Here is a 24,362-nt window from a genome sequence, read left to right on the forward strand (position 1 = left end):
CTATGCGCTCCGGGGCGGCGAGGTGGCGGGCCAGGGAAAACAGCCGGGGGAACGACGAACCCCGCACCCGGCGAGCGGGTACGGGGTTCGGTCGGTGTCCTGCTGGTCAGAGAGCCGACTGGATGAGCCGGACCAGCTCGCCCTTCGGCTTGGCGCCGGCGATCGACTGCACCGGCTGACCGTTCTTGAAGACGGTGAGCGTCGGAACCGACATCACGCGGTAGGCCCGTGCGGTCTCCGGGTTCTCGTCGATGTTGAGCTTGACGATGGTGACCTGGTCACCCATCTCGCCCGCGATCTCCTCGAGCAGCGGCGACACCTTGCGGCAGGGGCCGCACCACTCGGCCCAGAAGTCCACCAGAACCGGCTTGTCGGCCTGCAGCACGTCGGCGACGAAACTCTTGTCCGTGACCGCCTTGGTATTTCCCACTATGCCCCTCCTCCGGGATGTGTTCCTTGTTCAGCCGAGCGTCGCGATGAACCGTTCGGCGTCGAGCGCGGCGGCACAGCCGGTGCCGGCCGCGGTGATCGCCTGACGGTAGGTGTGGTCGACCACGTCGCCGGCGGCGAAGACGCCGGGCACGTTGGTGCGGGTGCTGGGGGCGTGGACCTTGACGTAACCCTCGTCGTCCAGCTCGACCTGGTCGCGGAACAGCTCACTGCGCGGGTCGTGACCGATGGCAACGAAGACGCCGGTCACGTCCATCACCTTGGTGTCGCCGGTGTGCACGTTGCGGACCCGTACGCCGGTGACCTTGCCGTCGTCGCCGAGGATCTCCTCGACGGTGCTGTTCCACTCGACCTTGATCTTCTCGTTGCTCAGCGCCCGATCGGCCATGATCTTGCTGGCCCGGAACGAGTCGCGGCGGTGGATGATGGTGACCGACTCGGCGAAGCGGGTGAGGAACGTGGCCTCCTCCATCGCCGAGTCACCGCCACCGACGACCACGATGTGCTGGTTGCGGAAGAAGAAGCCGTCACAGGTGGCGCATGCGGAGACACCGTGACCCAGGTATTCCTGCTCACCGGGCACGCCCAGCGGACGCCAGGCCGAACCGGTGGAGAGGATGATGGACTTGGCCCGGTAGGCGGTCTCGCCGACCCAGACGGTGCTCACCGCGCCGGAGCCGACGTCGCCGGTGTCCACCAGCTCGACCCGGGTCACGTCGTCGGTGAGGAACTCGGCGCCGAACCGCTCGGCCTGCTTGCGCATGTTGTCCATCAGCTCGGGGCCGAGGATGCCGTCGGCGAAGCCGGGGAAGTTTTCGACCTCGGTCGTGGTCATCAGCGCACCACCGGACTGCACGCCCTCAATGATCAGCGGCTTCAGGTTGGCGCGCGAGGCGTAGACCGCCGCCGTGTAGCCAGCCGGCCCGGAGCCGATGATGATCAGGTTGCGGACCTCGTCCACTGCCGTCTCCCGAGTTGTGTGTGTTCGGCGTCGGCGTGAGCACCGATGCCGATCCGAGTTGCCGACGCCTGGGTGGGGCCGACAGCTGACTTCCAGAACGTCATCGTACGAACCGGGGATTCCCGAGCCGGGCATCCGGTGGGTCAGGTCACGTGGGCGGTCATCGCGCCATCGACCGTGGATTCACCCTACCCGCGACGAATACCGGCTGTCCGAGCCGGACCCGGGCACCCCGCACTCCGGGCCACTCACCCAGGCCCAGCGGGCCCCGGTCGCGTCGGTGAAACGGATGACCAGTGCCGGCTCGCCCTGGAACCGGGCGTAGTCCAGCACGTCGACCACCAGCGGGCCGTTCCCGTGCTCCGTCGTCACGGTGGTCAGGCAGGTCTTCAGCGCTGCTTCGCCGGTAAGGCGGGCCAGTTGGTCCAGCCCGTCACCCATGGGACGCCGACTTCCACCGGCGTCCACCTCCGGCTGGGTGCCGGGCGTGTTCCCGGTCGCCCGGCTGGGGCTCGGCGCGCCCTGCATGGTGCCCTGCTCGTTGCCGAGGATCTGCGGGGAGTAGTCCGTACCGCTGCGTAGTGGCGGCCCGGTGGTGCGGGCCGGGTCGGCCCCCGCGACGCCCTCGGGCGCGCTGGCCGGCCGGTCGAGGGCGGTGCCACTCGTGTCCTGCGAGCTGCTCCTTGCCAGTTGGTTGAGGCCCAGCGTGACCGCCGCGATGGCGACCAGGACGGCGGCCACCGGCCTGCCGTGGCGGACCGCCTCTCTCCAGCGTCGACCGGGGCCGGCGGACGCCCGGGTGGTGCGGATGGCGGGCCGGCGACCAGCCCCGCCCTGGGCCGGTACAGGTGGCGTGGCGGTGTCGACCCGGTGCCCGGACGTCGGCTCCGCGGCTGCCAGCGCGGCGGAGATGCGGTCGACGATCGCCTGCGGCATCTCCGGTGACGGCTCGGCCCAGCGGGCCAGGCTCGCGTGGACCTCCGTCAACGCGGGCGCCAGCTGTGCGTACGCCTCGACCCAGGCCGGGTCCGTGGACACCAGCCGGGCGACCTCCTCCTGCTGCGGGGTGCCGTCCAACGCCCCGCCGAGGTAGTCAGCGAGAAGGTCGCCGTCGACCTCCCGGAACCCCTCGGTCGTCACGTGTCCTCCTGCTTGGCGTCCGGCCGGTACCGGCTCGACCTCGATCCGACGCCCTCCGCCGGGCCAGGGTTCCCCGGAGTGACGGCCGGCACGCCACCGGTCAGGCCCGTGGGGTCCGGTCGGGGCGAGGGCGCGGCGGCCACGGCCGGGCGGAGATGCCCGAGCAGCACCGCCAGACGGGCCCGCCCCCGGGCACAGCGGCTCTTCACCGTCCCCTCGGCGACGTCGAGGATGCGGGCGACCTCGGCGACCGGGTAACCCTGGACGTCCACCAGCACCAGTGCGGCGCGTTGTTCGAGGGGCAGCGCGGCGAGCGCCTCACGGACCACCAGCGCGGTGTCGTGGTCCGGTGCCGGGGCGGCCGGCTCGGGCCCGCCGACGCCCGACCCGTCCTCGGCGCGGTTGCCGTCGGGCAGCGGCACTGTCGGGTGCGCCTGCCGGCGACGGATCCGGTCCAGGCAGGCGTTCACCACGATGCGGTGCAGCCAGGTCGTGACCGCGGAGTCGCCCCGGAACCGCGCCGCGGCCCGGTGCGCGGACAGCAGCGCGTCCTGGAGAGCGTCGGCTGCCTCCTCGCGGTCCCCGAGGGTACGTAGGGCGACGGCCCACAGCCGGTCGCGGTGCCGCCGGAACAGCTCGGCGAAGGCGTGCGGATCACCATCGACGTGGGCACGCAGCAGCTCCAGATCGGTAGCTGCGGCGTGCCCGTCCATCACCACGTCCTGTGGAAGCAGCGCCAGGAGGAAGCCGTCCGGCTCACGACCCCTGGACCGTGATCTCCTGCACGCCCAGCTTGAAGCCGCCCTCGGACGGGGGCAGTTCGGTGATCCAGAACAGCAGGTACTGGTATTTCTTGTCGGCGTCGAACCCGTTGAACGCCATGGTGGCGCCGTCGTGGTCCTCGAAGGGCTGCCCGATGAGGTCCGTGTAGTTGGCGACCAGCTGCTTGTCGCCGTTCGAGTTCGACGGCGGGTTGGTCGTGCCGGACATGAGCTGGGCGGACGCGCCAGGCGCCGAGAGCACCGCCTGCACCGACTTGACGCTGTGCGGCTCGCCGAGGTCGAGCCAGACCCCCATGCCCTTCTTCAGGTTGCCGAAGTTGGGCCGGCCCTGGTACGTCTCGGTCTCCCAGCCCTTGTCCTCGTCACCGTCGATGACCTTCTCGGCCCCGCCGACCTCGCTGCGGTTCTTGCTGTCCGGGTCGATGATCCGAACGTTCTTCACCGCCAGCTTGCGCACCTCGTTGGCGGCCGGGGTGGCGTCGCCGGCCGGTGCGCTGGACGTGGGGGCGGGAGGCTGGTTGGCCTGCGAGCCCTTGTCGCCGTCGTCGCCCAGGGTGCTGATCCCGATCAGGAGGCCGACCAGGGCGACCACCAGCAGACCGGCGATGCCCAGGGCCACCTTGCGCCCCCCGGCCGCAGCCAGAGGCGACGGCTCCTCCCCGGTCTCGGCGGCGAACCGCAACGGCCCGCTGTTGTCGAGGTAGTGCTCCTCCTCGGCCGGCACGTCCAGACGAGCCAGCTCGGCGGCGAGCACGTCGGAGGACGGCGGGGCGATCTGGGCGTCGAGCAGATCCATGGTCAGGTCGTCCAGGTACGCGGGCACACCGGCCCGGACCTGGCGGGGTGCGGCGAGGACACCCGCGGCGTCTCGAACGGCGTCGGGGATGGCGGCACGGCCGTGGCCGGCGGTGGCACCGCGCAACGGTGCCTCCGTGTGCGGCCAGTAGCCGGTCAGGGCGAAGTAGAGGACGCCGCCGACCGCCCGGATGTCGTTCTCCTGGCTGTCGTCGCCGTCGGTGCGGGCGTCCGCCAGGACGACGCGGCCCTCGTCACTGATCATGACGGTGCCGGGGTGGACGTTGCCGTGCACCATGCCGGTGGCGTGCACCGCGGCGAGCGCGCTCGCGACGGCGTTGCCGATCGCGGTGGCGCGGGCCGGATCCAGCGGGCCGTCGGCCGTCAGGTCCCGCAGGGACTGCCCGTCCACCCACTCGCGGACCACGTAAGCCCGGTCGGCCTCGTCGATCGCGTCGTAGACGCCGACCAGGTTGGGGTGGATGACCCGGCTGGCCGCGACGGCGGCCTGAAGCATCTCGGTGGCGGAGTCGCCGCCCGGGTAGCGCAGCACCACCGCGACAGGACGACGCAGGATGACGTCGACCCCGCGCCAGACCAGCCGACCCGCGCTGTCGTTGTTGATGTGCTCAACCAGTTCGTACCGCTCGGCGAGGACTTCACCGGCCGTGGGAGCACCGAAGGTCATGACCGGAGGAGCGCTTTCGTCCGCCTCCTGACCCTCGCCGACCTGGGTCACCCGTCCTCCCTCGGTGATCGTGTCGATCGATGGACCCGCACTGCTGGGCATGTGGCTTCCCGCTCTGCCGTTGAAGGAACCGGCCGACCGGTTTCGACGCGCAGCGTCGGCCCCTGCCGTACCCGTCGAGAGCGACCTTACCCGGGTTGCCCGTCTCCCCGACATGTCATCTTCCCGCCGTACCTGGCGGGTTCCCGGCAGTCGGAGAAGTCGTCCGGTTACGACCGTTGTCAGCCACGTTGCTGGCACATGTACTAGCTAATCTACGGCTTCACCGCAAGTGACCGACGGCGGGGCTGGCCTGGTGCGATGCTCCCAACAACCGAGATGTTCCCACCGATCGGCCGGTCACGCTCAGCCGTACGGTTGGTTATCCACAGCCCGATACGGTGGTTGACCGGCGAAACGCGGAGTTATCCACAGGTGCATCCCCAGCCTGGTGATCCGCAGTGACGATCTGTATCTGTGCCAACTTGTTGTGATCTGTTGCTGACGATCAGCGACCGAGGCGACGGCGAACCATCCCGACCACCTCGGTGATCTCACTGATCCGCAGCACCATCGCCAGACCCAGGTAGGTCCCACCGATCACCGCGCCGCCGATCACCAGTTGGATGACGGCCTGGCCCCAGCTCGGCGTTTCACCACCGGGCAGCAGGTTGATCACGAGAAGGCCGACCAGCGCGGCGCCGAGCGCGGCGACGAGGACCCGGCCCAGGGTGCGCATGATGTGGCCCAGCCCGATCCGGCCGACCCGCGGACGGAGCAGCCAGGCGGAGCCGATCGCCGCCGCCAGATACGAGACGGCGTTACCGATCATCATTCCGGCCGCTGCGAAGTGGGCAGCGAACGCGGCGAACAGCACGATCTGCACGCCGATCCGCAGCGCCACGACCGGAATGTTGATCAGGGCCGGGGTGCGGGTGTCCGGCAGGGCGTAGAAGGCGAAGGTGAAGAGCTGGCTGATCGCGAACGGCACCAGGGCGAGCGCGGCCAGCAGCAGCACCAGCGAGGTGTCGGCGGCGTTCTCGTCGCTGAAGGCACCGTAGCGGAACAGCACCACCGCCAGCGGGGTGGCGAGCACGGCGTAGCAGACGGCGATCGGAGCGAGCACCGCGGAGACCGTCCGGGTGCCCCGGGACAGGTCGGCGGCGACGTCGGCGTAGCGGCCGTCCGCGGCGGCGGCGCTCATCCGGGGCATCAACGCGGTGATGATCGAGACGGCGATAATGCCGTGCGCCATCATCAGCAGCAGGAAGACGTTGTTGTAGATCAGGGCGCCGGCGTCCCCGTCGCCCGCCCGGTTGAGCAGGTTGAACAGCACGATCAGGCCGACCTGGCTGACCGCCACGTAGCAGAACATCCAGCCGCCGAGCCGGCCCAGCTCACGCAGGCCGAGCGCGCGGAAGTCGAAGCGGAGCTTCCACCGGAAGCCGACCTTGCGCAGCGCCGGCAGCAGGCCGGCGGCCTGGATCGCGACACCGAGCAGGGTGCCACCGCTGATCAGGAGGATCCGGCCGGTGGTCATCTCGTTCGGCTTCACGATCTCCGCACCGAAGATCGCGATGTAGAGGCCGGCGGTGGCGATCACCACGATGTTGTTGAGGATCGGCGCCCACATCGGGGCGGCGAAGTGACCCCGGGTGTTGAGTACCGCGCTGATCAGCGCGCTGAGGCCGGTGAAGAAGATCATCGGCAACATCAGGTACGACAGGCTGGTGACCAGGTCCTGGTAGTCCGATCCGCGGTTGTCGCTGGTGTAGAGCTTGGTCAGCCAGCCCGCCGCCAGCACGGCCAGCAGGGCTGCTCCCGCCAGGGTCAGCACCGCCAGGGTCAACAGCCGCTGGGCGTACGCCTGGCCGCCGTCGGTGTCGACCTTGCGCCGACGGACCAGCACCGGGATCAGCACGCTGGTGAGGATTCCGCCGAGCAGGAACTCGTAGACCATTCCGGGCAGGATCTGCGCGGTGGTGTACGCGTCACCGACCAGCGCGCCACCGAGCGCGGCGGTCAGCACCAGGGTCCGCAGGAAGCCCGTACCCCGGCTGACCAGGCTGCCGATCGCCATCACCGCGCTGTTGGCCGCGGCGCTCGCCTCGGCCACCTGCTCCTGCGGCGGCGCGGTCGACTCCAGGGCCGGCTGGTTCAGCGGCTCGGCGGAGATGAACGTTGCGCCGTCTCCCGGACGTACGCCAGCGCCGGGCCCGCCATCCTCCGCGGCGTTGGCGCTGCGGTAGAGCCCGCCGCTCATCTCCAGCCTCCCAGGGGTACGTCGGGTCGGACACCAACCCGCACGCCACAGACCATAGTCAACCCCCACCCGTTACCCGCGCCCGGCGGATCGGATCACACCCCGGCCCGATAAGCTGGCGATCCCATGTCCGAAGCCTCCGCTCCACACGCCGCCGACCGCCGCGAACTCACCGCCGCGCAGCGCAACGCCGTCGCCGAACTGCTCCGGGTTTCCCCGGTCGCCGACGAGTTGGGCCGCCGCTTCGTCCGCGCCGGTCACGAGTTGCACCTGGTGGGTGGTTCGGTACGTGACGCGCTGCTCGGCCGCCTCGGGGACGACCTCGACTTCTGCACCGACGCGCACCCGGACGAGACGCTGCGCATCCTCAAGGGCTGGGCCGAGTCGATCTGGGAGACCGGTCGGGAGTTCGGCACCATCGGCGCGCAGCGCGACGGTCTCCGGCTGGAGGTCACCACCTTCCGCGCGGAGTCGTACGACCAGGTCAGCCGCAACCCGGTGGTGGTCTACGGCACCAGCCTCGACGAGGACCTGAAGCGGCGCGACTTCACCATCAACGCGATGGCCGTCAGCCTGCCGGAACACCGGTTCACCGATCCGCACGGTGGCCTGGACGATCTCTCGGCCAAGGTGATCCGTACCCCGAGCACCCCCGGTGAGTCGTTCGGCGACGACCCGTTGCGGATGCTGCGGGCCGCCCGGTTCGCCGCCCAACTGCGCTTCGCCGTGCACCCGGACGTGCACCGGGCGATGACCGAGATGGCTGCCGACCTGGACCGGATCACCGCCGAGCGGATCCGTGACGAGTTCACCAAGCTGCTCTGCGGCGCCGACCCGATCACCGGTCTGCGGCTGCTCGTCGACACCGGGCTGGCCGAGCGGTTCCTGCCGGAGCTGACCGGGTTGAAGCTGGAGATCGACGAGCACGCGCAGCACAAGGACGTCTACGAGCACACCCTGACGGTCGTCTCGAACGCCGTCTCCCACGAGGACGAGGGGTGCGACTTCGTCCTGCGGATGGCCGCCCTCATGCACGACGTGGGCAAGCCGGCGACGAAGGCCGCGGCTCCCGACGGTCGGGTCAGCTTCCACCACCACGAGGTCGTCGGCGCACGACTGACCAAGGCGCGGATGAAGGCCATGCGGTACCCGAAGGAGATCACCGCGAAGGTGACCGCGCTGGTCGCGCTGCACCTGCGCTTCTACGGGTACGGGCGGGGTGAGTGGACCGACTCGGCGGTGCGCCGCTACGTGGCCGACGCCGGTGACCTGCTGCCCCGCCTGCACAAGCTGACCCGCTCGGACTGCACGACCCGTAACCGGCGCAAAGCAGCGCAGCTCGCCGCGGACTACGACGCGCTGGAGGACCGGATCGCCCGGATCGCGGCCGAGGAGGACCTGGCCCGCGTCCGCCCCGACCTGGACGGCAACGCGATCATGGAGTTGCTCGGCGTACCGCCGGGGCCAGTGGTGGGCCGGGCCTGGAAGCACCTCAAGGAACTGCGCCTCGAACACGGCCCGTTGGACCGCGACGCCGCCGAGGTGGAGTTGCTGCGCTGGGCCCGCGCCGAGGGCCTGGTCGACTAGCCCCATCAGGCCGCCGTCTGGCTTTGATCGACTCGGGTTGACGGAAACCGGGGTGTCCCGATCGCAGGACACCCCGGTTTCCAGTAACCCGAGTGGATCTGATGGGCGCCGCCCCCCACCCGGGAGCGGCGCCCGTCGTCGTGCGGCGTCAGCGGGTCTCGACGGCGGTCCCGTCCACGGCCACGCCCTTGCCGGTCGAGGCGCCGTTGCCGGCTGGCGTCGACGCCGAGCCGAGACGGGCCAGCAGACCGGCCAAATCGATTCCGGTCAGGTCACTGCCGAGCTGGAGCCCCTGGGCCACGTTGCCGGCCACCGACTTCGTCAGCGACGACGCACCGTCGGTGGAGATGACAGTCATCTTGTCGATCGCACCGATCGGGGCGCTGGCCGCCTCCACCACCTGCGGTAGCACCTTGACCAGCAGGTCCAGAACCGCCGCCTCCCCGTACGCGGCGAACGCCTCGGCCTTGCGCGCCATCGCGTCCGCCTCGGCCTCACCCCTGGCCAGGATGGCCGCCGCCTCGGCCTGGCCCTCCCGCTCGACCGCCTCGGCGATGGCGGAACGCCGACGCTGCTCGGCCTCACCCTCCTTGGCGCCCTCGATCGCGTTCGCCTCGGCGAGCGCGGCACGCCGGGCCCGCTCACCCTCACCGGTGAGCCGTGCCTGTTCGGCGGAGGCCTGCGCGGCGGCGATGACCGACTGTCGCTGGGCGTCCGCGTGCAGCACCGCCGCGTTGCGCGACGCCTCCGCCTCCTGCTCCACCTTGTACCGGGCCGCGTCGGCCGGCTTGCGCACCTCGGTGTCCAGTTGGCGCTGCTTGAGTTCGGCGTTGCGCTCGGCGACCTTCTGCTGCTCGGAGAGGATCGCCTGGTCCCGTTCCGCCTGCGCGAGCGGGCCGGCGGCGGCGGACTTCGCCTTCGCCGCGTCGATCTCGGCCTGGATGCCGGCCTGTTTGAGGGCCAGGTTCCGGTTCGCCTCGGCGATGGCCTCCTCGGCGAGCAGGCGCTCCTGCTCGGCCTGCTGCCGGGCCCGCGCCTCGGCGATCGCCGCGTCCTTGAGCACCCGGGCGGCCTCCGGCCGACCCAGGTCCTGCAGGTAGGAGCCCTCGGCGAGGATGTCCTGGAGTTGGAAGGTGTCCAGCACGAGGCCCTGGTTGGTCATCGAGTGCTCGGCCTCCTCGGCCACGGCGCTGGCGAACGCCGCCCGGTCCCGGATGACCTCCTCGACGGTGAGCCGACCGACGATCGAGCGCAGTGCGCCGGCGAGCACCTCGCGGGTGAAGTTGTCGATCTCGTCCTGTTGGTGCAGGAACCGCTGGGCGGCAGCCCGGATCGCGTCCTCGGTCCCGCCGACCTTGACGATCGCCACGCCGTGCAGGTCGGCGCGGATGCCCTGCTTGCTCACCGCACCCCGGATGCCGACGTCGATCCGTCGGCTGGACAGATCCAGCGACTGGAGCTTCTGCACCACCGGCAGCACGAACACCGACGCGCCCAGCACGACCTTCTGCCCGGAGGTGTCGGTCGACCGCCCGCCGTCGGCGGTCTGCGTGGTGCGGCCCTTGCGACCGGTGACGATGAACGCCTCGTTCGGCCCGGCCACCTTGATTCGGGAGAGCACGAAGAGCACCAGGATGAGCACGAGGAGGACCGCGCCACCGATGGCGATTAACAGGGCCATATAAGGAGTCCCGTCTACGAGGGGGAAATCAGTAGGTCTCGACCTGCACGCTTGTCTCGCTCAGCGCCTGAACGACGAACACCTGGGCGCCGATCGGTATCGGCTGGTCCGCACGGGCACTGAGCTTGACCGGTTGGCCGGCGAGGCGGATCCGGACCTCGCCGTACCCGTCGATCGGCACCGGGGTGACGACCAGGCCGAGCGCGCCGACCAGGTCGTCACGGGTGGGGGTGGGGTCCGTGCGCATGTTGCGCGCCGCCCGGCTCAGTCGGGAGGCCAACCAACCGGTGGGGACGGCCGCGAGGACGCCGCCGACCACCGCGCCGACGACCATTCCCGGTGTACGCGCACCGAGCAGTTCGTTGACGATGGCCGCGCCGAAACCGAATGCTCCGGCGAAGCCGGCGACCGTCTCGACCGAGATCGGGCCGTCCACGTCGGCGTGCCCGAACTGGAGCAGCTCGGTGCCGAGCAGGGCGAGCGCGAGCACCCCGATGCCCGCCCCACCGATGATCAGAAAGATGAGCGTCCCCGTTGCCACGACCTTGACGGTATCGACGCCACGCAACGCCGAACGGCCGAGTGGCGCTCGGCCCGACACTGGCAGCCGCGTCGGGGAGAATGGGTTGATGCGCTGGACCGTGCTCGACTCACCGATCGGGGAGTTCTCCGTCGCCACGGACGGCACGAACGTCTGCGGCGCCGCCTTCGGCCGGGTCGACGCGGCGGTCGACGAGCCCGGCGACCCGCTGTCCCAGCGGGCGGTGGCCGAACTGCGGGCGTACTTCGCCGGTGCGTTGACCGCGTTCACCATCCCGGTCTCGATGCCGCGCGGCTCCGACTTCGAGCGGGCCGTGTGGCAGGAGATGACGCGGATTCCGTACGGGGAGACGCTCACCTACGGCGAGGTGGCGCGCCTGGTCGGCGATCCCGGGGCGGCCCGGGCGGTGGGCGTGGCCTGCAACCGAAACCCGGTGCCGGTGATCGTGCCGTGTCACCGGATCGTCGGCGCGGGCGGCAAGCTTGTCGGCTTCGGCGGGGGTCTGCCCCGCAAGGTCAAGCTGCTGGAGCTGGAGGCCGGAGTCGCCCTGCTACGCGCCTGGCACTGAGTTCCTCGGCACGTCACCACCCGAGTGGGCCAGCCACGGCGGGTCGGCCGGGGGCCGCCGCCGGAAGAAGGCGTTGGCCGGAGGCAGGGCCAGCAGGACCAGCGCGACGACGATGGCCACCGGCGCGCCCACACCCAGGGTGAGCAGCAGGGGCTCCAGCCAGCCCGGCATGGCGTCCCGCGCCAGCACGGTGATCCGGTCGATGTCCTCGGTGGAATACACGGAGTAGAGCGGCCGGGGAGACCGGACCACACCGATGGTGGCGCAGCAGGCGAGAAAGGGCGCCGTGGCCCAGGAGGCGATCCGTGCGCCGTTCACCCCCACCACGTTGGCGGCGGCCAGCGCGAGGAGTGCCAGTGACAGCAGTGCGGTCAACAGGTCGGCCGCCAGGTCTGCGGTGCTGCCCAAGCCGGCGAAGGCGACCCCGCTCGCCGGCTCGAAGGACCTGGCAGCCTCGTGGAAGAAGCTCTGGTGCCAGTAGATGAGTGGCAGCGCGGCGAGTTGTGCGACGGCGGCCAGTGCCAACAGCAGGCAGGCCAGCGCGACGATGCGGGGCCGAGGAGGCCGGCCGAGGTGCGCGATCGTCGCCGAGGTGCCGGTCCGGGAGGCCATGACTGGATTATCAGGAGCCTCGCTGCCGCCCGCGGTCCCGTAGGCGGTGGTGAGGATCACGTGCCGTGTCACCGCATCGTCGGTGCCGGTGGGCGGCTCGTCGGCTTCGGGGGCGGTCTGCCGCGCACGGTGTACCTGCTGGATTTGGAAGCCGGGTGACCCTGCAACGGCATGGTCCTGACCGACCCGGCCGGACGCGTCAGATCGAAGTGGGGCATGGGTATTGACCGATCGGGCGATGTGGACACTCCGCCCCGACCGTCATGATCGGGCGTCATTTTGCCGACTCATGGGGGACCGATGAGCGAAAACGAAGACAAGACCGTCAACCGTCGCCGGCTGCTGCGCCGGGCGGGCACCGTAGCCGCCGGTGTGGCCGGCACCGCCGTGGTCGGCGCCACCGCCGCCGCGCCGGCCCAGGCCGCGCCCGGTGACCCGCTGATCCTTGGTACCGGCAACCTTGCCGGCCCCAACACCACGGCGTTGGTCGGCAACGGGACTGGTGCCACTCTGCAGCTGACGAGCACGAACGAGACCACCGACTCCGACGGTACGGTGCTGGCCCGGCCGGCGCTGCAGCTGACGCCGAGCGGCGATCTGCTGCACCCCGACTCGCCCGGCGGCTCGGTCGGCATGGACACGTACGGCAACCTTCAGGTGGTCGCGGCGTACGGCGGCGGCAAGTACCTGGAGTACGTGCACACCAGCGGCAACTCGAATCAGATCGTGCCGGTCTCGCCGCAGCGGGTCATCGACACTCGTTCGGCCGCTTCGCGCGCCCGGATCCTGAACAAGTCGTCGACGACCCTGGACAGTTCGGGTCGCCTGCGGGACGGTCAGACGATCCACGTCGACCTGAGCGACTTCGTCTACTTCGGGGACGCCCTCTTCGGCAACCTCACCGTCACCACGGCGGTCGCCTCGGGCTTCGTGCAGATCTTCCCGTACGGCACCCCGCGTCCGGCGAACTTCTCGAACATCAACTACCTGACCAACCAGGTGGTGGCGAACTCGTTCATGTCGGGTGTCGGCTACCTCAACGACGAGGCGACCGACGTCATCTCCATCTACGCCGCGCGGACCACCCACATCATCATCGACGTGGTGGCGTTCGTGGTCGGTGTCGGTGCAGTCAACCCGGGCATCCTGCCCTTCGCCGCGAGCGCGACGGCGCGAGGCGCCGAGTCGGCCGAGGAGCGCAGGGCGAAGCGTGCCGCGAAGGCCCAGGCGGGTACGCCGAGCTGGAAGTAGGGCGGTCGCCGTACCAACGGCGAGGTTTGTGAACGTGGTGAGGGCCGGGTCCGAACGGACCCGGCCCTCACCGGTGCTTGCTGTTTCAGCGCGTCAGCGCGCGACCTCACCGGCGATGAACTCCTCGACAGCCTGGTGGGCGTCGTGGTCGGCGTACTGCACCGGCGGGGACTTCATGAAGTACGACGAGGCCGACAGGATCGGGCCGCCGATCTTCCGGTCCAGCGCGATCTTGGCGGCGCGGACCGCGTCGATGATGACGCCGGCCGAGTTCGGGGAGTCCCACACCTCGAGCTTGAGCTCGGCGTTCAGCGGGGTGTCACCGAACGAGCGACCCTCGAGGCGGATGTACGCCCACTTGCGGTCGTCCAGCCACGGCACGTGGTCCGACGGGCCGATGTGCACGTCGCTCTTGCTCATCTCGTGCGGGATCTGCGAGGTGACCGACTGGGTCTTCGAGATCTTCTTCGAGACCAGTCGCTTGCGCTCCAGCATGTTCATGAAGTCCATGTTGCCGCCGAAGTTGAGCTGGTACGTGCGCAGCAGCTCGACGCCCCGGTCCTCGAAGAGCTTCGCGAGAGCGCGGTGCACGATGGTCGCGCCGACCTGGCTCTTGATGTCGTCGCCGACGATCGGCAGACCCGCGTCCTCGAACTTCTTGGCCCACTCGGGGTCGGAGGCGATGAAGACCGGCAGGGCGTTGACGAACGCGCAACCGGCGTCGATCGCGGCCTGGGCGTAGAACTTCGCGGCCTGCTCGGAGCCGACCGGGAGGTAGCAGACGACGACGTCGACCTGCGCGTCGCGCAGCGCCTGCGCCACGTCGACGGGGGTGGCGTCGGACTCCTCGACGATCTCGCGGTAGTACTGGCCTAGACCGTCGAAGGTCGGGCCGCGCTGCACGCTGACGCCGGTCGGCGGCACGTCACAGAGCTTGATGGTGTTGTTCTCGCTGGCGACGATCGCCTCCGCGAGGTCCATGCCCACCTTCTTGGCGTCCACGTCGAACGCCGCGACGAACTCCACGGCGTTGACGTGGTAGTCGCCGAAGGCGACGTGCATGAGACCCGGGACGCGGTCGTTCGGGTTGGCGTTCCGGTAGTACTCGACGCCCTGAACCAGGGACGAGGCGCAGTTACCCACACCGACGATGGCGACGCGGACGGAGCCCATAGCGTCTGCCTCCTTCTTTTCTGTCACGGCCGCTCATTCCTGGTCTCTCCAGGCGGAGGCGGGCTGTTGTCTTCTCGTCGGCCGCCGGCTGTCCCGATGTTCGGGACCGTCGGGGCTCGGCCGGAGCGCTCGTTGGCGATGAGCTCCTCCAGCCAGCGGACCTCGCGCTCACAGGCATCAAGACCGTGGCGCTGCAGTTCCAAGGTGTAAGCGTCGAGGCGCTCGGCCGCCCGGCCCAGCACGTCGCGAAGCCCTTCGCGACGCTCCTCGATCTTGCGGCGGCGACCCTCCAGAATGCGCAGGCGGGTCGCCTGGTCGGTCCGGGCGAAGAACGCGAAGTGCACCCCGAAGCCCGTGTCGTCGTACGTCTCGGGCCCGGCCTGTGCGATCAGCTGGGCGAAGCGTTCCTTGCCCTCCGCGGTGATTTTGTAGACCACCCGACCTCGTCGGCTGGTCAGCGCGGGAACCTCCTCGGCAGTGGCGGGCGTCTCGGCAGCTTCGGTGATCCATCCCGCCGCCTGCAACCTGCGTAGCGTGGGATAGAGCGAGCCGTAGCTGATCGCCGCCCGGATCGCGCCGAGTTTGGCGGTCAACTCCTTGCGCAGCTCGTAGCCGTGCATCGGAGACTCCTGCAGGAGGCCGAGGATGGCGAACTCAAGCACTGGCCACCCTCTCTTTACCCTCCGGCGGGAAGTGGTAACCGCCGCGATGTATCGGACCGATACATCGCACGTTAGCGGGTCGCACCGGCCAGGGCAAACCCCCTCTCCGAGGTGTCGTCGTCACGGATTGTGAGCATGGTCGCCTGGTCGGGCCGGACCGCGTACCCTTCTCCGCATGCGTACGCAGCGCCAGGTCGTCGACTACTCGCTCCAGAAGCGAGCAGTGCTGCGTGAGCTCCTGGCCGGCCGGGTCGGCACGTACGACGTCTGCGACGCATCGCCGTACCTGAAGAACGCCGCCCGCTTCCACGGTGAGCCGACCGACCGGCGCTGCCCGATCTGCCGGAGCGAGAATCTGACTCTCGTCCACTACATTTACGGCGACGAACTCAAGCAGTCCGCCGGGCAGGCCCGGACACTCACGGAGTTGCCCGTGCTGGCGATGACGCTGCGTGAGTTCCAGGTCTTCGTGGTGGAGGTGTGCCTCGGTTGTGACTGGAACCATCTCGTCGAGCAGTACCTGCTCGGCCGGGACGGTCTGGTCGGCGACAACGAGGGCGCCGGCGAGCAGGATGCGGCGGCCGAAGGCGCAGGTCGGCGGAGGCGAGAGGCGCAACGGTGAACGCAGCAGGTTGGACCGGCCCCGGGGCCGTAGGCGAAACCCGGGACGGTCGACCGCTCGTTAGTCCGATTGGCCCGATTGATACTGCAAGTACCTCGGTGAAGCGGCACCCCCGTGCCGTCGTCCCGGGTGAAGCAACTCACGGCAACCCGGTGGCGGCGCAGTCGCGCCCCACCGCGACCGGCAGGGTGTGAGGAATGAACTCGTACGGCGATCCCAGTTCTGCGCGCGGGCGGGCCCAGTACCCGGGCCCGGACGGTGACCCCGGACCCGGCGCGGCCAACGCGCACGGCCGATCCGGCGGTGACTCCCGCGCGGGTGGCTGGTCGGCCTCGGAGGGTGGCGCGGCGACTCCGGGTCGTGCCTCGGTGACACCGCGGGCCACCGGTGGACGGGCCACTGTCGGCGGATCGGCCTCGGTGCCGCCGCGCGGTGCCGCGGCCGCCGGATCCGCCTCGGTGGGCTCGGCAACCCCGGGCCGCTCCGGGCGGGCCTCGGTGCCGGTGTCGCCGGCACCGGCCGCCGGACGTGCCGGCGCGGGCCGGGCCTCGGTGCCCGTGTCGCCGGCGCCCGGCGCCCCGGCAGGTCGGGCCGCTGTCGGTGCCGCCGCCGTCGGCGCGGCCTCGGTCGGCACCGCCTCGGCGGGCCGGGCCAGTGTCGGCTCCGCGTCGGTGGGTGGCCGTGCCGCAGTCGCGCGGGCGAGCGTCTCACCGGTCTCCGGTGGGCCCGGCGGCCCGGGCGGCCCCACCGGTCCGAGTCGCGGCGGCCGTGGCGCCGGTGACTCGAGCGCGGGACGGTCGAAGAAGCGCAAGCGGATGAACCTGCTGATCGCCGCGTTCGCGGCCTTCATCATGCTCGCCGGCGTCGGCGTGGTCGGCTTCACCTACTACTCGACCAACGTGGTCATGCCCGACGAGTTGCCGTTGCCGCTCTCCACCACCGTCTACGCCAAGGACGGCAAGACCGCGTTGGCCAAGCTGGGCAGCGAGAACCGCACCTTCGTCACCATCAACCAGATCCCGAAGCACGTGCAGGACGCGGTGGCGGCAGCCGAGGACCGCAACTTCTACCGGCACTCGGGCGTCGACTACAAGGGCATCGTCCGGGCGGGATGGAACAACATCTCCGGCGGCGACAAGCAGGGCGCCTCGACGATCACCCAGCAGTACGCCCGCAACGCGTTCGAGAACCTCCAGGACGACACGTACGGCCGGAAGGTGAAGGAGGCGATCCTCGCCTCCAAGCTGAACGACGCGTACAGCAAGCCGGAGATCATGCAGCACTACCTCAACGTGATCTACTTCGGACGCGGTGCCTACGGCATCGAGGCCGCGGCGCAGACCTACTTCGGCAAGTCCGCGAAGGACCTCAGCGTGGGCGAGGGCGCGGTGCTCGCGGCGGTGATCAAGCAGCCGGTGGCGAGCGACACCCACCGAGGGTTCGACCCGGCGGTCAACCCGACCGACGCCAAGGCGCGGTGGGACTACGTGATCAGCGGCATGAAGAAGGAACGCTGGGTGGACGCCCCCGACCGGCCCGCGTCGCCCACCGAGTACCCCAAGGTGCTGCCGCCGAAGAAGGGCGGCAACGGGTTCGGTGTCGACAGCCCGCGAGGCAACGTCATCAACTACGTCCGCCAGGAGATGGACGCGATGGGCCTCTGCTCCGACACCGGGGCGGAGGGCAAGGTGAGCTGCGTCGACGCGCTGCGCGACGGCGGCTACCGGATCACCACCACCATCGACCCGAAGCTGCAGACCGCCGCCGAGAACACCGCGATGCAGTCGAAGAAGGGCTCCGAGCTCAACGACCAGCCGAAGAACCTGATGGCGGCAATGGTGTCGATCGACCCGAAGAAGGGTCGGGTGCTCGCCTACTACGGCGGTGACAGCGGTGCCGACTTCGACTACGCCGGCAAGAACATCGACAAGAACGGTGACCTGACCGGTGGCCACCAGCCGGGCTCGTCGATGAAGGTGTACACCCTGGCGGCCGCGATCGAGGCCGGCATCTCGGTCAAGTCGCACTGGGACCCCACGCCGTACAAGCCGGAGGGCTCCTCGGTCGCCATCGGAAACGCTGGCCGTACCAACCTCAAGTGCGGCAAGTGGTGCACCCTCGAAGAGTCGACGATCCAGTCGTACAACGTGCCGTTCTACTGGGTCGCCGACACGATCGGCGCCGGCAAGGTGGTCGACATGGCTCGGAAGGCCGGCGTCACCACCATGTGGGGCGTCGACCCGCCGCAGGCCTTCGACCTGTCGAAGAAGGGCCCCACCCCGTTCGACAACTACACCGCATTCGGCAAGTACCCGATCACCGTGTTCGACCACGCCAACGCGATGGCCACCTTCGCCAACGACGGCAAGTACATCAAGGCACATTTCGTTCTCAAGGTCGAGCAGCAGGAGAAGGACACCGGTAAGTGGAAGGTGGTCGGCAGCGAGCGCATCAAGCCTGAGCAGCGGATCTCCAAGAAGATCACCGACGAGGTCACCGGCGTCCTGAAGCAGATCCCCGGGGCCGGGTCGAACAACCTCTCGCTGGAGAGCGGCCGCCAGTCCGCCGCCAAGACCGGCACCTGGGAGTACGACAAGGACGACAACTCGCACGCCTGGACGGTCGGCTACACCCCGCAGAACGCCACTGCCGTCTGGGTGGGCAGTCGGGACCCGAAGAAGCCGGAGATCCGGCTCGCCAACGGCAAGGACATCGGTGGTTCGACGCTTCCCGGTCCGATCTGGGAGAAGTTCATGAACACCGCCCTCAGGGGCCAGGAGGAGATCCCCCTGCCCAGCATCACGGGCGAGGGTGACGTCACGAAGGGCAACGGCAAGGAGCCGGTGGCCCCGCCGCCGCCGCCGGGCGGTCCGCCGTGTGACCCGCTCACCGACCCGTTCTGCCCGCGCGGCGGTATCCCGGGGGGCAACCCCGGCGGCACTCCGGGGGGCAACCCCGGCGGTAACCCAGGCGGTGGTCCTGGTGGACCCGGGGGCGGTGGCGGCGGCGGTGGAGTGCTGCCCGGCCTGCCACCGAACCGGGACTGACCCGTACCCTCTGCACACCGCCGCCGGCCGGACGCCACGTCCCGGCCGGCGGCGGTGTTTTCGTACCCGGGATCTCCGCGTTGGGACGGGACGGGCACCCCCGTCGTACGGCAGGATGCCTCTTCATGAGCACCCAGTCGACGCCCGGCATCGACGACGCCGGTACCACCGACCACCCGTCACGCTCCGACGGATTCGTCCGCGGCTTGTCCAGCGCGATCGGCGGGCCGCTGGGCGACCACGCGACAGCGCTGGACCGACCGGCCGGCCAGGAAGGTCGCTTCTGGACCGCCGTCCGGATCGTGCTGGCGCTGACCTGCCTCACGCTCGCGCTGCACTGGGTGCAGAAGTCGCCCTGTCAGGACGGCGCCTGGCAGAACAACGTCCAGTACACGCGGTTCTGCTACACCGACGTCCTGGCCCTCTACTACGCCGAAGGGCTCAACGAGGGCAAGGTCCCCTACCGCGACCACCCGGTTGAGTACCCGGTGCTGACCGGCTACTTCATGGGGGCGCTGGGCCTGCCGGTGCACGCCGTCGGTGCCGACGACCCGAGCATCAACCAGGGCCAGTGGTTCTACAACCTCAACGCGCTGGTGCTGGGCGCACTCGCGGTGGCCACCGTGGCGGTGATCCTGTCCCTTCGCCGCCGACGACCCTGGGACGCCGCGTTGTTCGCGCTCGCCCCGGCACTGGTGCTCACCGCCACCGTCAACTGGGATCTGCTCGCCATCGGGCTGGCCGCCTTCGGCCTGTTGGCCTGGGCCCGGAAACGGCCAGCGGTGGCAGGGGTGCTGCTCGGGCTCGCCGGCGCGGCGAAACTGTGGCCGCTCTTCCTCCTCGGGCCGATCCTCGTCCTGGCGCTGCGCGCCGACCGGATCCGCGCCGCGCTCGTCGCCACCGGTACGGCGATCGCCGCCGTGGTGCTGGTGAACCTGCCGGCCGCACGCGCGTACCCGGAGAACTGGGACCGCTTCTTCGAGTTGAACACCACCCGGCCCATCGACTGGGGAACGCTCTGGTACATCGGGCGTTACCTGGACGGCAAGGTCGGCAACGACCCCGCTCAGCTCGGCCCGTTCGAGTGGCTGAACGCCAACATCCCCACGCTCAACACCGTCTCGTACGCGCTGTTCGGGCTGGCCTGCCTCGGTGTCGCCGTGCTGGCGCTGCGCGCGCCGCGCCGACCGCGGCTGGCGCAGCTCGCGTTCCTGGTGGTCGCGGCGTTCCTCATCTTCAGCAAGGTCTGGTCCCAGCAGTTCGTGCTGTGGCTGCTGCCGCTGGTGGTGCTCGCCCGTCCGAAGTGGGGCGCCTTCCTGGCCTGGCAGATCGCCGAGGTCTGCTACTTCGTCGCCTTCTACGGGGAACTGCTCGGGGCGGCGACCAGTCGTCCGGTCTTCCCGGAGGGGGTGTTCGTGCTGGCCTCGACACTCCGGCTGACCACAGTGGTGGTGCTCTGCGTCCTGGTCGTCAAGGAGATCCTGCACCCCGAGCGGGACGCGGTGCGGGCGACCTATCGGGACGACCCGGACGGTGGCGTGCTCGACGGCGCACCAGACGCCCCCTGGCTGGACCGCTGGCGCCTCAAGCCGAATAACGACGAACCCGCACGGGAGCCAGCAACCACGTGATTCCTTAGCTATAACGCGGCCCGGACCACGTCAGGTTTTTCGGGGAGCCCGCCCGGCGCAGGGATCAAGCCTGACCGCCCGGAGCCGGGCGGGCTCCCCGAAAAACCGCCCTAAGCTTCAGAGCCGATACACAACAGCGTCCCCGACGTCCTGCCGGCTGATGCCGAGCGATTCGACCGGTGTGTCGATGGTGATCTCCCACGGCGTGCCGACCACCTGGCCGCGCAGCAGCACCACAGTGCGGACACCGAGCGTGCGCAGGTAGTCGACGCTGGTCTGGTCGGGGAACGACTGGCTCACCCGACGAACGTCGTCGAGCTGGCGCGGGGTGAAGCCGCTACCGCCGTTGACCACGTCGGGGAAACCGCTCGTCGACCAGAGCATCACGTGCTGGTCCAGGCTCTGGTCGCTGGGCAGCACCAGCAGCGGCCCCTGCGCCGACCGCATCGCGGCCGGCTGGGTCGGCACCACCGGGTGCGGCGTGGTGTTCAGGCCCTCGACGGTCACCAGCAGCAACGGCAGCAGGGTGGCCATCCGCAGCCACGGCCCCGGCCACGACGGGATCCGCTGCGCGGTCAACTCGCGGACCCGGTCGGTGAGCGCGGTGACCGCGCCGGCCGCGAGCAGGCCGAGCAACAACGTGGTCCACAACATCAACCGACCGGGGGTACGCAACGCGCTCCAGCCCGGCACGTGCTCGAAGAGCGGCACGTAGGTGACGGTGCCGTCGAAGAAGCGGGTGCCCATTGCGAAGGCCATGGTCACCAGCACACCGGCGAGCAGCAGCAGTCGGTGCCGCAGTCGCCACACCGAGAAGAACAACCCGCCCAGGGCCAGCGCGTACAGCACGAAGCCCGGCAGCAGGGTCATCTCCGGGTGCCACGGCAGCGCGGCGCGAGCGCCCTCGTGCAGACCACCCCAGATCCGCGACTCGGCGGGCGCCGTCACGAAACCCGACGCCGGAGGCGAGAAGATGCTGATGTCGTCGATGGTCCGCTCGGCGTACGGGTGCAGCTCGGTCACCTTGAAGAACGGGTACGCCATCAACAGACCCACGCTGGCGAAGAAGAACCCGCCGAGCACGTCGGCGACGAACAACCGACGACCGAACGGCACCGCCCGGCGGGTGCGCAGCCGCCGCACGTAGAAGAGGACGACCGCGACCAGCACCGCGCCGGCCAGGAAGTACGCGAACGGCAGCCCGATGCCGAAGCCGAGGCTGAGCTGCCAGGCCGCCACCAGCCAACCGCCGTAGACCCACCCGTCATGTCGGCGCTCGGGTCGATAGCCGTGCCGTAGTGACCAGCCGTGCCCGCGCGCCAACATCGCCAGCGCCAGCGGAATCCCGCCGTTGGAGATGACGTGCAGGTGCCCGGCCTGGGCCAGCAGCCATGGCGCGTACGCGTAGCTGACGCCGGCGACGGCTCCGCCGATCCGACCAGCCCCGAGCTGACGGGCGAGCGCGTACGCGCCGAGCGTGGCGAGGGCGTGCGCCAGCACGAACATGATGTTGTAGCGCAGCACCGCGTCCTCGGGGCCGCTGCCGAGCATGCCGGCCGGGGCGTACCCGAGCAGGGTGTCGGAGAACGCGAAGCTCCACAGCTCGGGGAAGAACGTGTTGGACTGCCACAGACGCGCCGGGTCGGCCAGCAGGATGTGCCCGGACCAGGCCATCTGCCACGCCTGCAAGCTCGGGTCCCAGTAGTCCTGGGGCAGCGTGTAGCGGGGGTAGCGCAGGGTCGGCCAGGTCATCAGCACGGCCAGCACCAGCGAGCAGAGGCTCGCCAGGGTCCACTCGTGGATCAGGAAACGGCCGACGGCACGGCCTGCCCGGGTGAAGACGGAGGGCTGCGGCTCCGGCGCGGAGGCGAACGCCTCCCAACGGTCCGCCACGACCGGCGTGGCCGCACCGTCGGTCTTCGCGTCACCGTCGGTCTTGCCCGCTCTCCTGCCCTTACCTGTCCAACGCCACCACCTGGTCGTCGGCGGTCTGGCTTCGGCCGCAGCGCCTTGCGTGGGGCTGTTCTTGCTGTCTTCGGGCGAGGCGCTGGACTCGGCGTCCTCGCTCTCCTTGCCGCCCTTGGCCGGGGTGCCGTCCTTGGCCGGGGTGCCGCCCTTGCCGTCCTCGCTCCCCTTGCCGCCGTTGCTGTCCGCGCCGCCGTTGCTGTCCGCGCTGCCCGTGGCTGGGGTGTTGTTGCCCATCCCGTCCGTGGCCGGGGTGCCGCCCGTGCTGTCCTTGCCGTCTCTACCGCTCTTGCCGCTCTTGTCGTTCTTGCCGGGGACGCCGTTCTTGCCGGGGACGCCGTTCTTGCCGGAGACACCGTCCGTCGCGGGGACGCCGTCCTTGGCCGCGGTGCTGTCCACGACCGGGGCGGCCGCCGCGCTGTCGGTCTCCGCGGGGCTCGCGTCGGAGCGGGTGTCGGAGGAGCGAGCTGGCTGGGCTGGGGCACCCGACGCGGATGCGGGAGCAGGCCGGCTCTCGGCGTCCGAGCCGGCGGGGGTGGGCCGGGCCTTCCCGGTCTCGGGCTGTCCGGTGGTCATGCTGCCGGGCTCGCCGTCCCGAGATGCTGGCGGAGGAAGTCGATGTCGGCCGCCTGACCGTCCACACCGCCCGGTGTCTCGACGACCACCGGAGCCCCGGCCGCCCGGATCACCGCGACGACCAGCTCCGGATCGATCGTGCCGCCGTCGAGGTTGTCGTGCCGGTCCTGGCCGGAGTTGAACCCGCCCTTGGAGTTGTTGGCGTGCACCAGGTCGATCCGCCCGGTGATCGCCTTGACCCGGTCGACGAGGCCGAGCAGCTCCTCGCCTCCCGCGTAGGCGTGGCAGGTGTCCAGGCAGAAACCGACCTCGTAGTCGCCCACGGCGTCCCAGAGCCGGGCGAGCGCGTCCAGTCGCCGGGCGCACGCGTTGTCGCCGCCGGCGGTGTTCTCGATCAGGACCGGCACGCCGAAGCCACCGGAGTCGGCGGCGTACGCGAATGTCTTGCGCCAGTTGTCGAAGCCGACGGCCAGGTCGTCCCCGGCGTTGACGTGCCCCCCGTGGACGATCAGGCCCTTGGCCCCGATCGAGCTGGCCGCGTTGGCGTGCCCGAGCAGCAGCTTTCGGCTGGGGATCCGGATGCGGTTGTTGAGGGTGGCGACGTTGATGACGTACGGCGCGTGCACGTACAGGTCGACCTCGGCCGTGCGTAGCCGCTCGGCGTCCTCCCGGGGCTTGGGCGCCTTCCATCCCTGTGGATCGGCGAGGAAGAACTGCACGGTGTCGGCGGACCGGGCGGCCGCCTCCGCCAGCGGGTCGGTCGAATCGACGTGGGCTCCGATACGCATGCGAGCGAGCCTACGTCGCGACCCTGACCGGCCGGGTGACGGCCGGGCGGTGTCGCGGGGCGGTTGCGTCACCGGCCGGACCGACGATCGTTGATGCGTGTGAACCGGCGACCAGTGCCTGGTGCCTCCGGCGGCGTGGATGCGCCGTGGCAGGCGACCGGAGGGTCGACGGCCGACAGCGAGGTCACCTCCGCCGTGCGGCCCGGCGCGGCGGAGGGGACCCCCGCATCTCAGACGCCTACCGATGAAAATCTCGGCAATTTGTGCTTTTTCCCCCGACAAGGTACGAGTGCTGTTGTATCGTCAGGTAACAACACGATAAAGCTCCGCGGGGCGTCTTCGGTCCAACCTCATCGGTGTGGTCGTTCCTCCCCAGGTCCCACCCAAGGAATGCGGACCAGACGCCTCGCGGCCTCGTAGACGGGGGTCCATCAACGGCCGGCAGACGGTCGTAGGGTGGGCCCCCGTCCGCATGTCCGCGTGCTGACCCCACCGCCCCGGGCATGATCGTTGAGACCGGGTATCCTGGTCAGGTTGTCC

General features: G+C 70.1%; 19 protein-coding genes and 1 pseudogene. 7 read left to right on the plus strand and 13 right to left on the minus strand.

Going from position 1 to position 24,362, the window contains the following annotated elements:
* Window positions 1–106 precede the first annotated feature (106 nt).
* The 6 genes from trxA to murJ all read right to left on the minus strand — a co-directional run bounded on the left by trxA (window position 107) and on the right by murJ (window position 7,118).
* A complete protein-coding gene (gene trxA, locus O3438_RS22590) occupies window positions 107–430 on the minus strand; it encodes a thioredoxin (RefSeq protein ID WP_088987049.1) in 324 nt (107 codons plus the stop codon).
* Window positions 431–460: 30 nt separating this feature from the next.
* Window positions 461–1,411, minus strand: coding sequence for a thioredoxin-disulfide reductase (gene trxB, locus O3438_RS22595; RefSeq protein ID WP_269681787.1), 951 nt, complete (start codon window positions 1,409–1,411; stop codon window positions 461–463).
* A 183-nt stretch (window positions 1,412–1,594) separates the two neighbouring features.
* Window positions 1,595–2,551 carry a hypothetical protein gene (locus O3438_RS22600; RefSeq protein ID WP_269681788.1) on the minus strand — a complete coding sequence of 319 codons (957 nt, stop codon included), beginning with the start codon at window positions 2,549–2,551 and terminating at the stop codon, window positions 1,595–1,597.
* Complete coding sequence (sigM, locus tag O3438_RS22605; RefSeq protein WP_269681789.1) at window positions 2,548–3,264, minus strand: RNA polymerase sigma factor SigM; 717 nt, start codon at window positions 3,262–3,264, stop codon at window positions 2,548–2,550. Before sigM ends, O3438_RS22600 begins: the two co-directional genes overlap by 4 nt.
* Window positions 3,265–3,307: 43 nt before the next feature.
* A complete protein-coding gene (locus O3438_RS22610; protein ID WP_269681790.1) occupies window positions 3,308–4,918 on the minus strand; it encodes a protein kinase family protein in 1,611 nt (536 codons plus the stop codon).
* 445 nt (window positions 4,919–5,363) lie between these two features.
* Complete coding sequence (gene murJ, locus O3438_RS22615; protein ID WP_269681791.1) at window positions 5,364–7,118, minus strand: murein biosynthesis integral membrane protein MurJ; 1,755 nt, start codon at window positions 7,116–7,118, stop codon at window positions 5,364–5,366.
* Window positions 7,119–7,244: 126 nt separating this feature from the next.
* Here murJ and O3438_RS22620 point away from each other — a divergent pair, with 126 nt between their 5' ends.
* Window positions 7,245–8,705: a CCA tRNA nucleotidyltransferase gene (locus O3438_RS22620; protein WP_269681792.1), complete on the plus strand. Its 1,461-nt coding sequence runs from the start codon at window positions 7,245–7,247 to the stop codon at window positions 8,703–8,705.
* 148 nt (window positions 8,706–8,853) lie between these two features.
* Here O3438_RS22620 and O3438_RS22625 read toward each other — a convergent pair whose 3' ends face one another.
* Together O3438_RS22625 and O3438_RS22630 are read right to left on the minus strand one after the other, a co-directional pair.
* Window positions 8,854–10,386 (minus strand): flotillin family protein, encoded by a 1,533-nt coding sequence (locus O3438_RS22625; protein WP_269681793.1) that lies wholly within the window; start codon window positions 10,384–10,386, stop codon window positions 8,854–8,856.
* Between the two features lie 28 nt (window positions 10,387–10,414).
* Window positions 10,415–10,927: a hypothetical protein gene (locus tag O3438_RS22630; RefSeq protein WP_423469208.1), complete on the minus strand. Its 513-nt coding sequence runs from the start codon at window positions 10,925–10,927 to the stop codon at window positions 10,415–10,417.
* Between the two features lie 88 nt (window positions 10,928–11,015).
* Between O3438_RS22630 and O3438_RS22635 the strand changes: the two genes are divergently transcribed.
* Complete coding sequence (locus O3438_RS22635) at window positions 11,016–11,495, plus strand: methylated-DNA--[protein]-cysteine S-methyltransferase (protein WP_269681795.1); 480 nt, start codon at window positions 11,016–11,018, stop codon at window positions 11,493–11,495.
* On the opposite strand, the gene O3438_RS22640 is transcribed toward O3438_RS22635, so the two are convergent.
* The gene (locus tag O3438_RS22640; RefSeq protein ID WP_269681796.1) at window positions 11,478–12,107 is read right to left on the minus strand and encodes a hypothetical protein; all 630 of its coding nucleotides are present in this window, start codon (window positions 12,105–12,107) and stop codon (window positions 11,478–11,480) included. The genes O3438_RS22635 and O3438_RS22640 overlap by 18 nt on opposite strands.
* A 60-nt stretch (window positions 12,108–12,167) precedes the next feature.
* On the opposite strand from O3438_RS22640, the pseudogene O3438_RS22645 reads away from it, so the two are divergent.
* Together O3438_RS22645 and O3438_RS22650 are read left to right on the plus strand one after the other, a co-directional pair.
* Window positions 12,168–12,266, plus strand: a pseudogene (locus tag O3438_RS22645) (MGMT family protein); the annotation flags it as partial.
* Between the two features lie 141 nt (window positions 12,267–12,407).
* A complete protein-coding gene (locus O3438_RS22650) occupies window positions 12,408–13,358 on the plus strand; it encodes a hypothetical protein (RefSeq protein ID WP_269681797.1) in 951 nt (316 codons plus the stop codon).
* 93 nt (window positions 13,359–13,451) lie between these two features.
* On the opposite strand, the gene O3438_RS22655 is transcribed toward O3438_RS22650, so the two are convergent.
* Both O3438_RS22655 and O3438_RS22660 read right to left on the minus strand, forming a co-directional pair.
* Window positions 13,452–14,531: an inositol-3-phosphate synthase gene (locus O3438_RS22655; protein ID WP_269681798.1), complete on the minus strand. Its 1,080-nt coding sequence runs from the start codon at window positions 14,529–14,531 to the stop codon at window positions 13,452–13,454.
* Between the two features lie 23 nt (window positions 14,532–14,554).
* Window positions 14,555–15,193 carry a PadR family transcriptional regulator gene (locus O3438_RS22660; RefSeq protein WP_030331823.1) on the minus strand — a complete coding sequence of 213 codons (639 nt, stop codon included), beginning with the start codon at window positions 15,191–15,193 and terminating at the stop codon, window positions 14,555–14,557.
* A 175-nt stretch (window positions 15,194–15,368) separates the two neighbouring features.
* On the opposite strand from O3438_RS22660, the gene O3438_RS22665 reads away from it, so the two are divergent.
* The 3 genes from O3438_RS22665 to O3438_RS22680 all read left to right on the plus strand — a co-directional run bounded on the left by O3438_RS22665 (window position 15,369) and on the right by O3438_RS22680 (window position 20,493).
* Window positions 15,369–15,815, plus strand: coding sequence for a DUF5318 domain-containing protein (locus O3438_RS22665; RefSeq protein ID WP_269681799.1), 447 nt, complete (start codon window positions 15,369–15,371; stop codon window positions 15,813–15,815).
* A 197-nt stretch (window positions 15,816–16,012) separates the two neighbouring features.
* Complete coding sequence (locus O3438_RS22675; protein ID WP_442929638.1) at window positions 16,013–18,862, plus strand: transglycosylase domain-containing protein; 2,850 nt, start codon at window positions 16,013–16,015, stop codon at window positions 18,860–18,862.
* Between the two features lie 125 nt (window positions 18,863–18,987).
* Window positions 18,988–20,493, plus strand: coding sequence for a glycosyltransferase family 87 protein (locus O3438_RS22680; protein ID WP_269681802.1), 1,506 nt, complete (start codon window positions 18,988–18,990; stop codon window positions 20,491–20,493).
* Between the two features lie 117 nt (window positions 20,494–20,610).
* On the opposite strand, the gene O3438_RS22685 is transcribed toward O3438_RS22680, so the two are convergent.
* Both O3438_RS22685 and O3438_RS22690 read right to left on the minus strand, forming a co-directional pair.
* Entirely contained in the window at window positions 20,611–23,034 is a 2,424-nt protein-coding gene (locus O3438_RS22685) for a hypothetical protein (RefSeq protein WP_269681803.1), read from the minus strand.
* The gene (locus O3438_RS22690) at window positions 23,031–23,822 is read right to left on the minus strand and encodes a deoxyribonuclease IV (RefSeq protein ID WP_269681804.1); all 792 of its coding nucleotides are present in this window, start codon (window positions 23,820–23,822) and stop codon (window positions 23,031–23,033) included. The genes O3438_RS22685 and O3438_RS22690 overlap by 4 nt, the downstream gene beginning before the upstream one ends.
* Window positions 23,823–24,362 lie beyond the last annotated feature (540 nt).

The organism is Micromonospora sp. WMMC250 (genome assembly GCF_027460215.1).
Classification (GTDB): Bacteria; Actinomycetota; Actinomycetes; order Mycobacteriales; family Micromonosporaceae; genus Micromonospora; species Micromonospora taraxaci.

Coding starts and splice junctions, on each gene's coding strand:
- sigM (WP_269681789.1), bottom strand. CDS start 3,264: ATGGACGGGCACGCCGCAGCTACCGATCTGGAGCTGCTGCGTGCCCAC.
- O3438_RS22610 (WP_269681790.1), bottom strand. CDS start 4,918: ATGCCCAGCAGTGCGGGTCCATCGATCGACACGATCACCGAGGGAGGA.
- murJ (WP_269681791.1), bottom strand. CDS start 7,118: ATGAGCGGCGGGCTCTACCGCAGCGCCAACGCCGCGGAGGATGGCGGG.
- O3438_RS22620 (WP_269681792.1), top strand. CDS start 7,245: ATGTCCGAAGCCTCCGCTCCACACGCCGCCGACCGCCGCGAACTCACC.
- O3438_RS22625 (WP_269681793.1), bottom strand. CDS start 10,386: ATGGCCCTGTTAATCGCCATCGGTGGCGCGGTCCTCCTCGTGCTCATC.
- O3438_RS22635 (WP_269681795.1), top strand. CDS start 11,016: ATGCGCTGGACCGTGCTCGACTCACCGATCGGGGAGTTCTCCGTCGCC.
- O3438_RS22640 (WP_269681796.1), bottom strand. CDS start 12,107: ATGGCCTCCCGGACCGGCACCTCGGCGACGATCGCGCACCTCGGCCGG.
- O3438_RS22650 (WP_269681797.1), top strand. CDS start 12,408: ATGAGCGAAAACGAAGACAAGACCGTCAACCGTCGCCGGCTGCTGCGC.
- O3438_RS22655 (WP_269681798.1), bottom strand. CDS start 14,531: ATGGGCTCCGTCCGCGTCGCCATCGTCGGTGTGGGTAACTGCGCCTCG.
- O3438_RS22665 (WP_269681799.1), top strand. CDS start 15,369: ATGCGTACGCAGCGCCAGGTCGTCGACTACTCGCTCCAGAAGCGAGCA.
- O3438_RS22675 (WP_442929638.1), top strand. CDS start 16,013: ATGAACTCGTACGGCGATCCCAGTTCTGCGCGCGGGCGGGCCCAGTAC.
- O3438_RS22680 (WP_269681802.1), top strand. CDS start 18,988: ATGAGCACCCAGTCGACGCCCGGCATCGACGACGCCGGTACCACCGAC.
- O3438_RS22685 (WP_269681803.1), bottom strand. CDS start 23,034: ATGACCACCGGACAGCCCGAGACCGGGAAGGCCCGGCCCACCCCCGCC.
- O3438_RS22690 (WP_269681804.1), bottom strand. CDS start 23,822: ATGCGTATCGGAGCCCACGTCGATTCGACCGACCCGCTGGCGGAGGCG.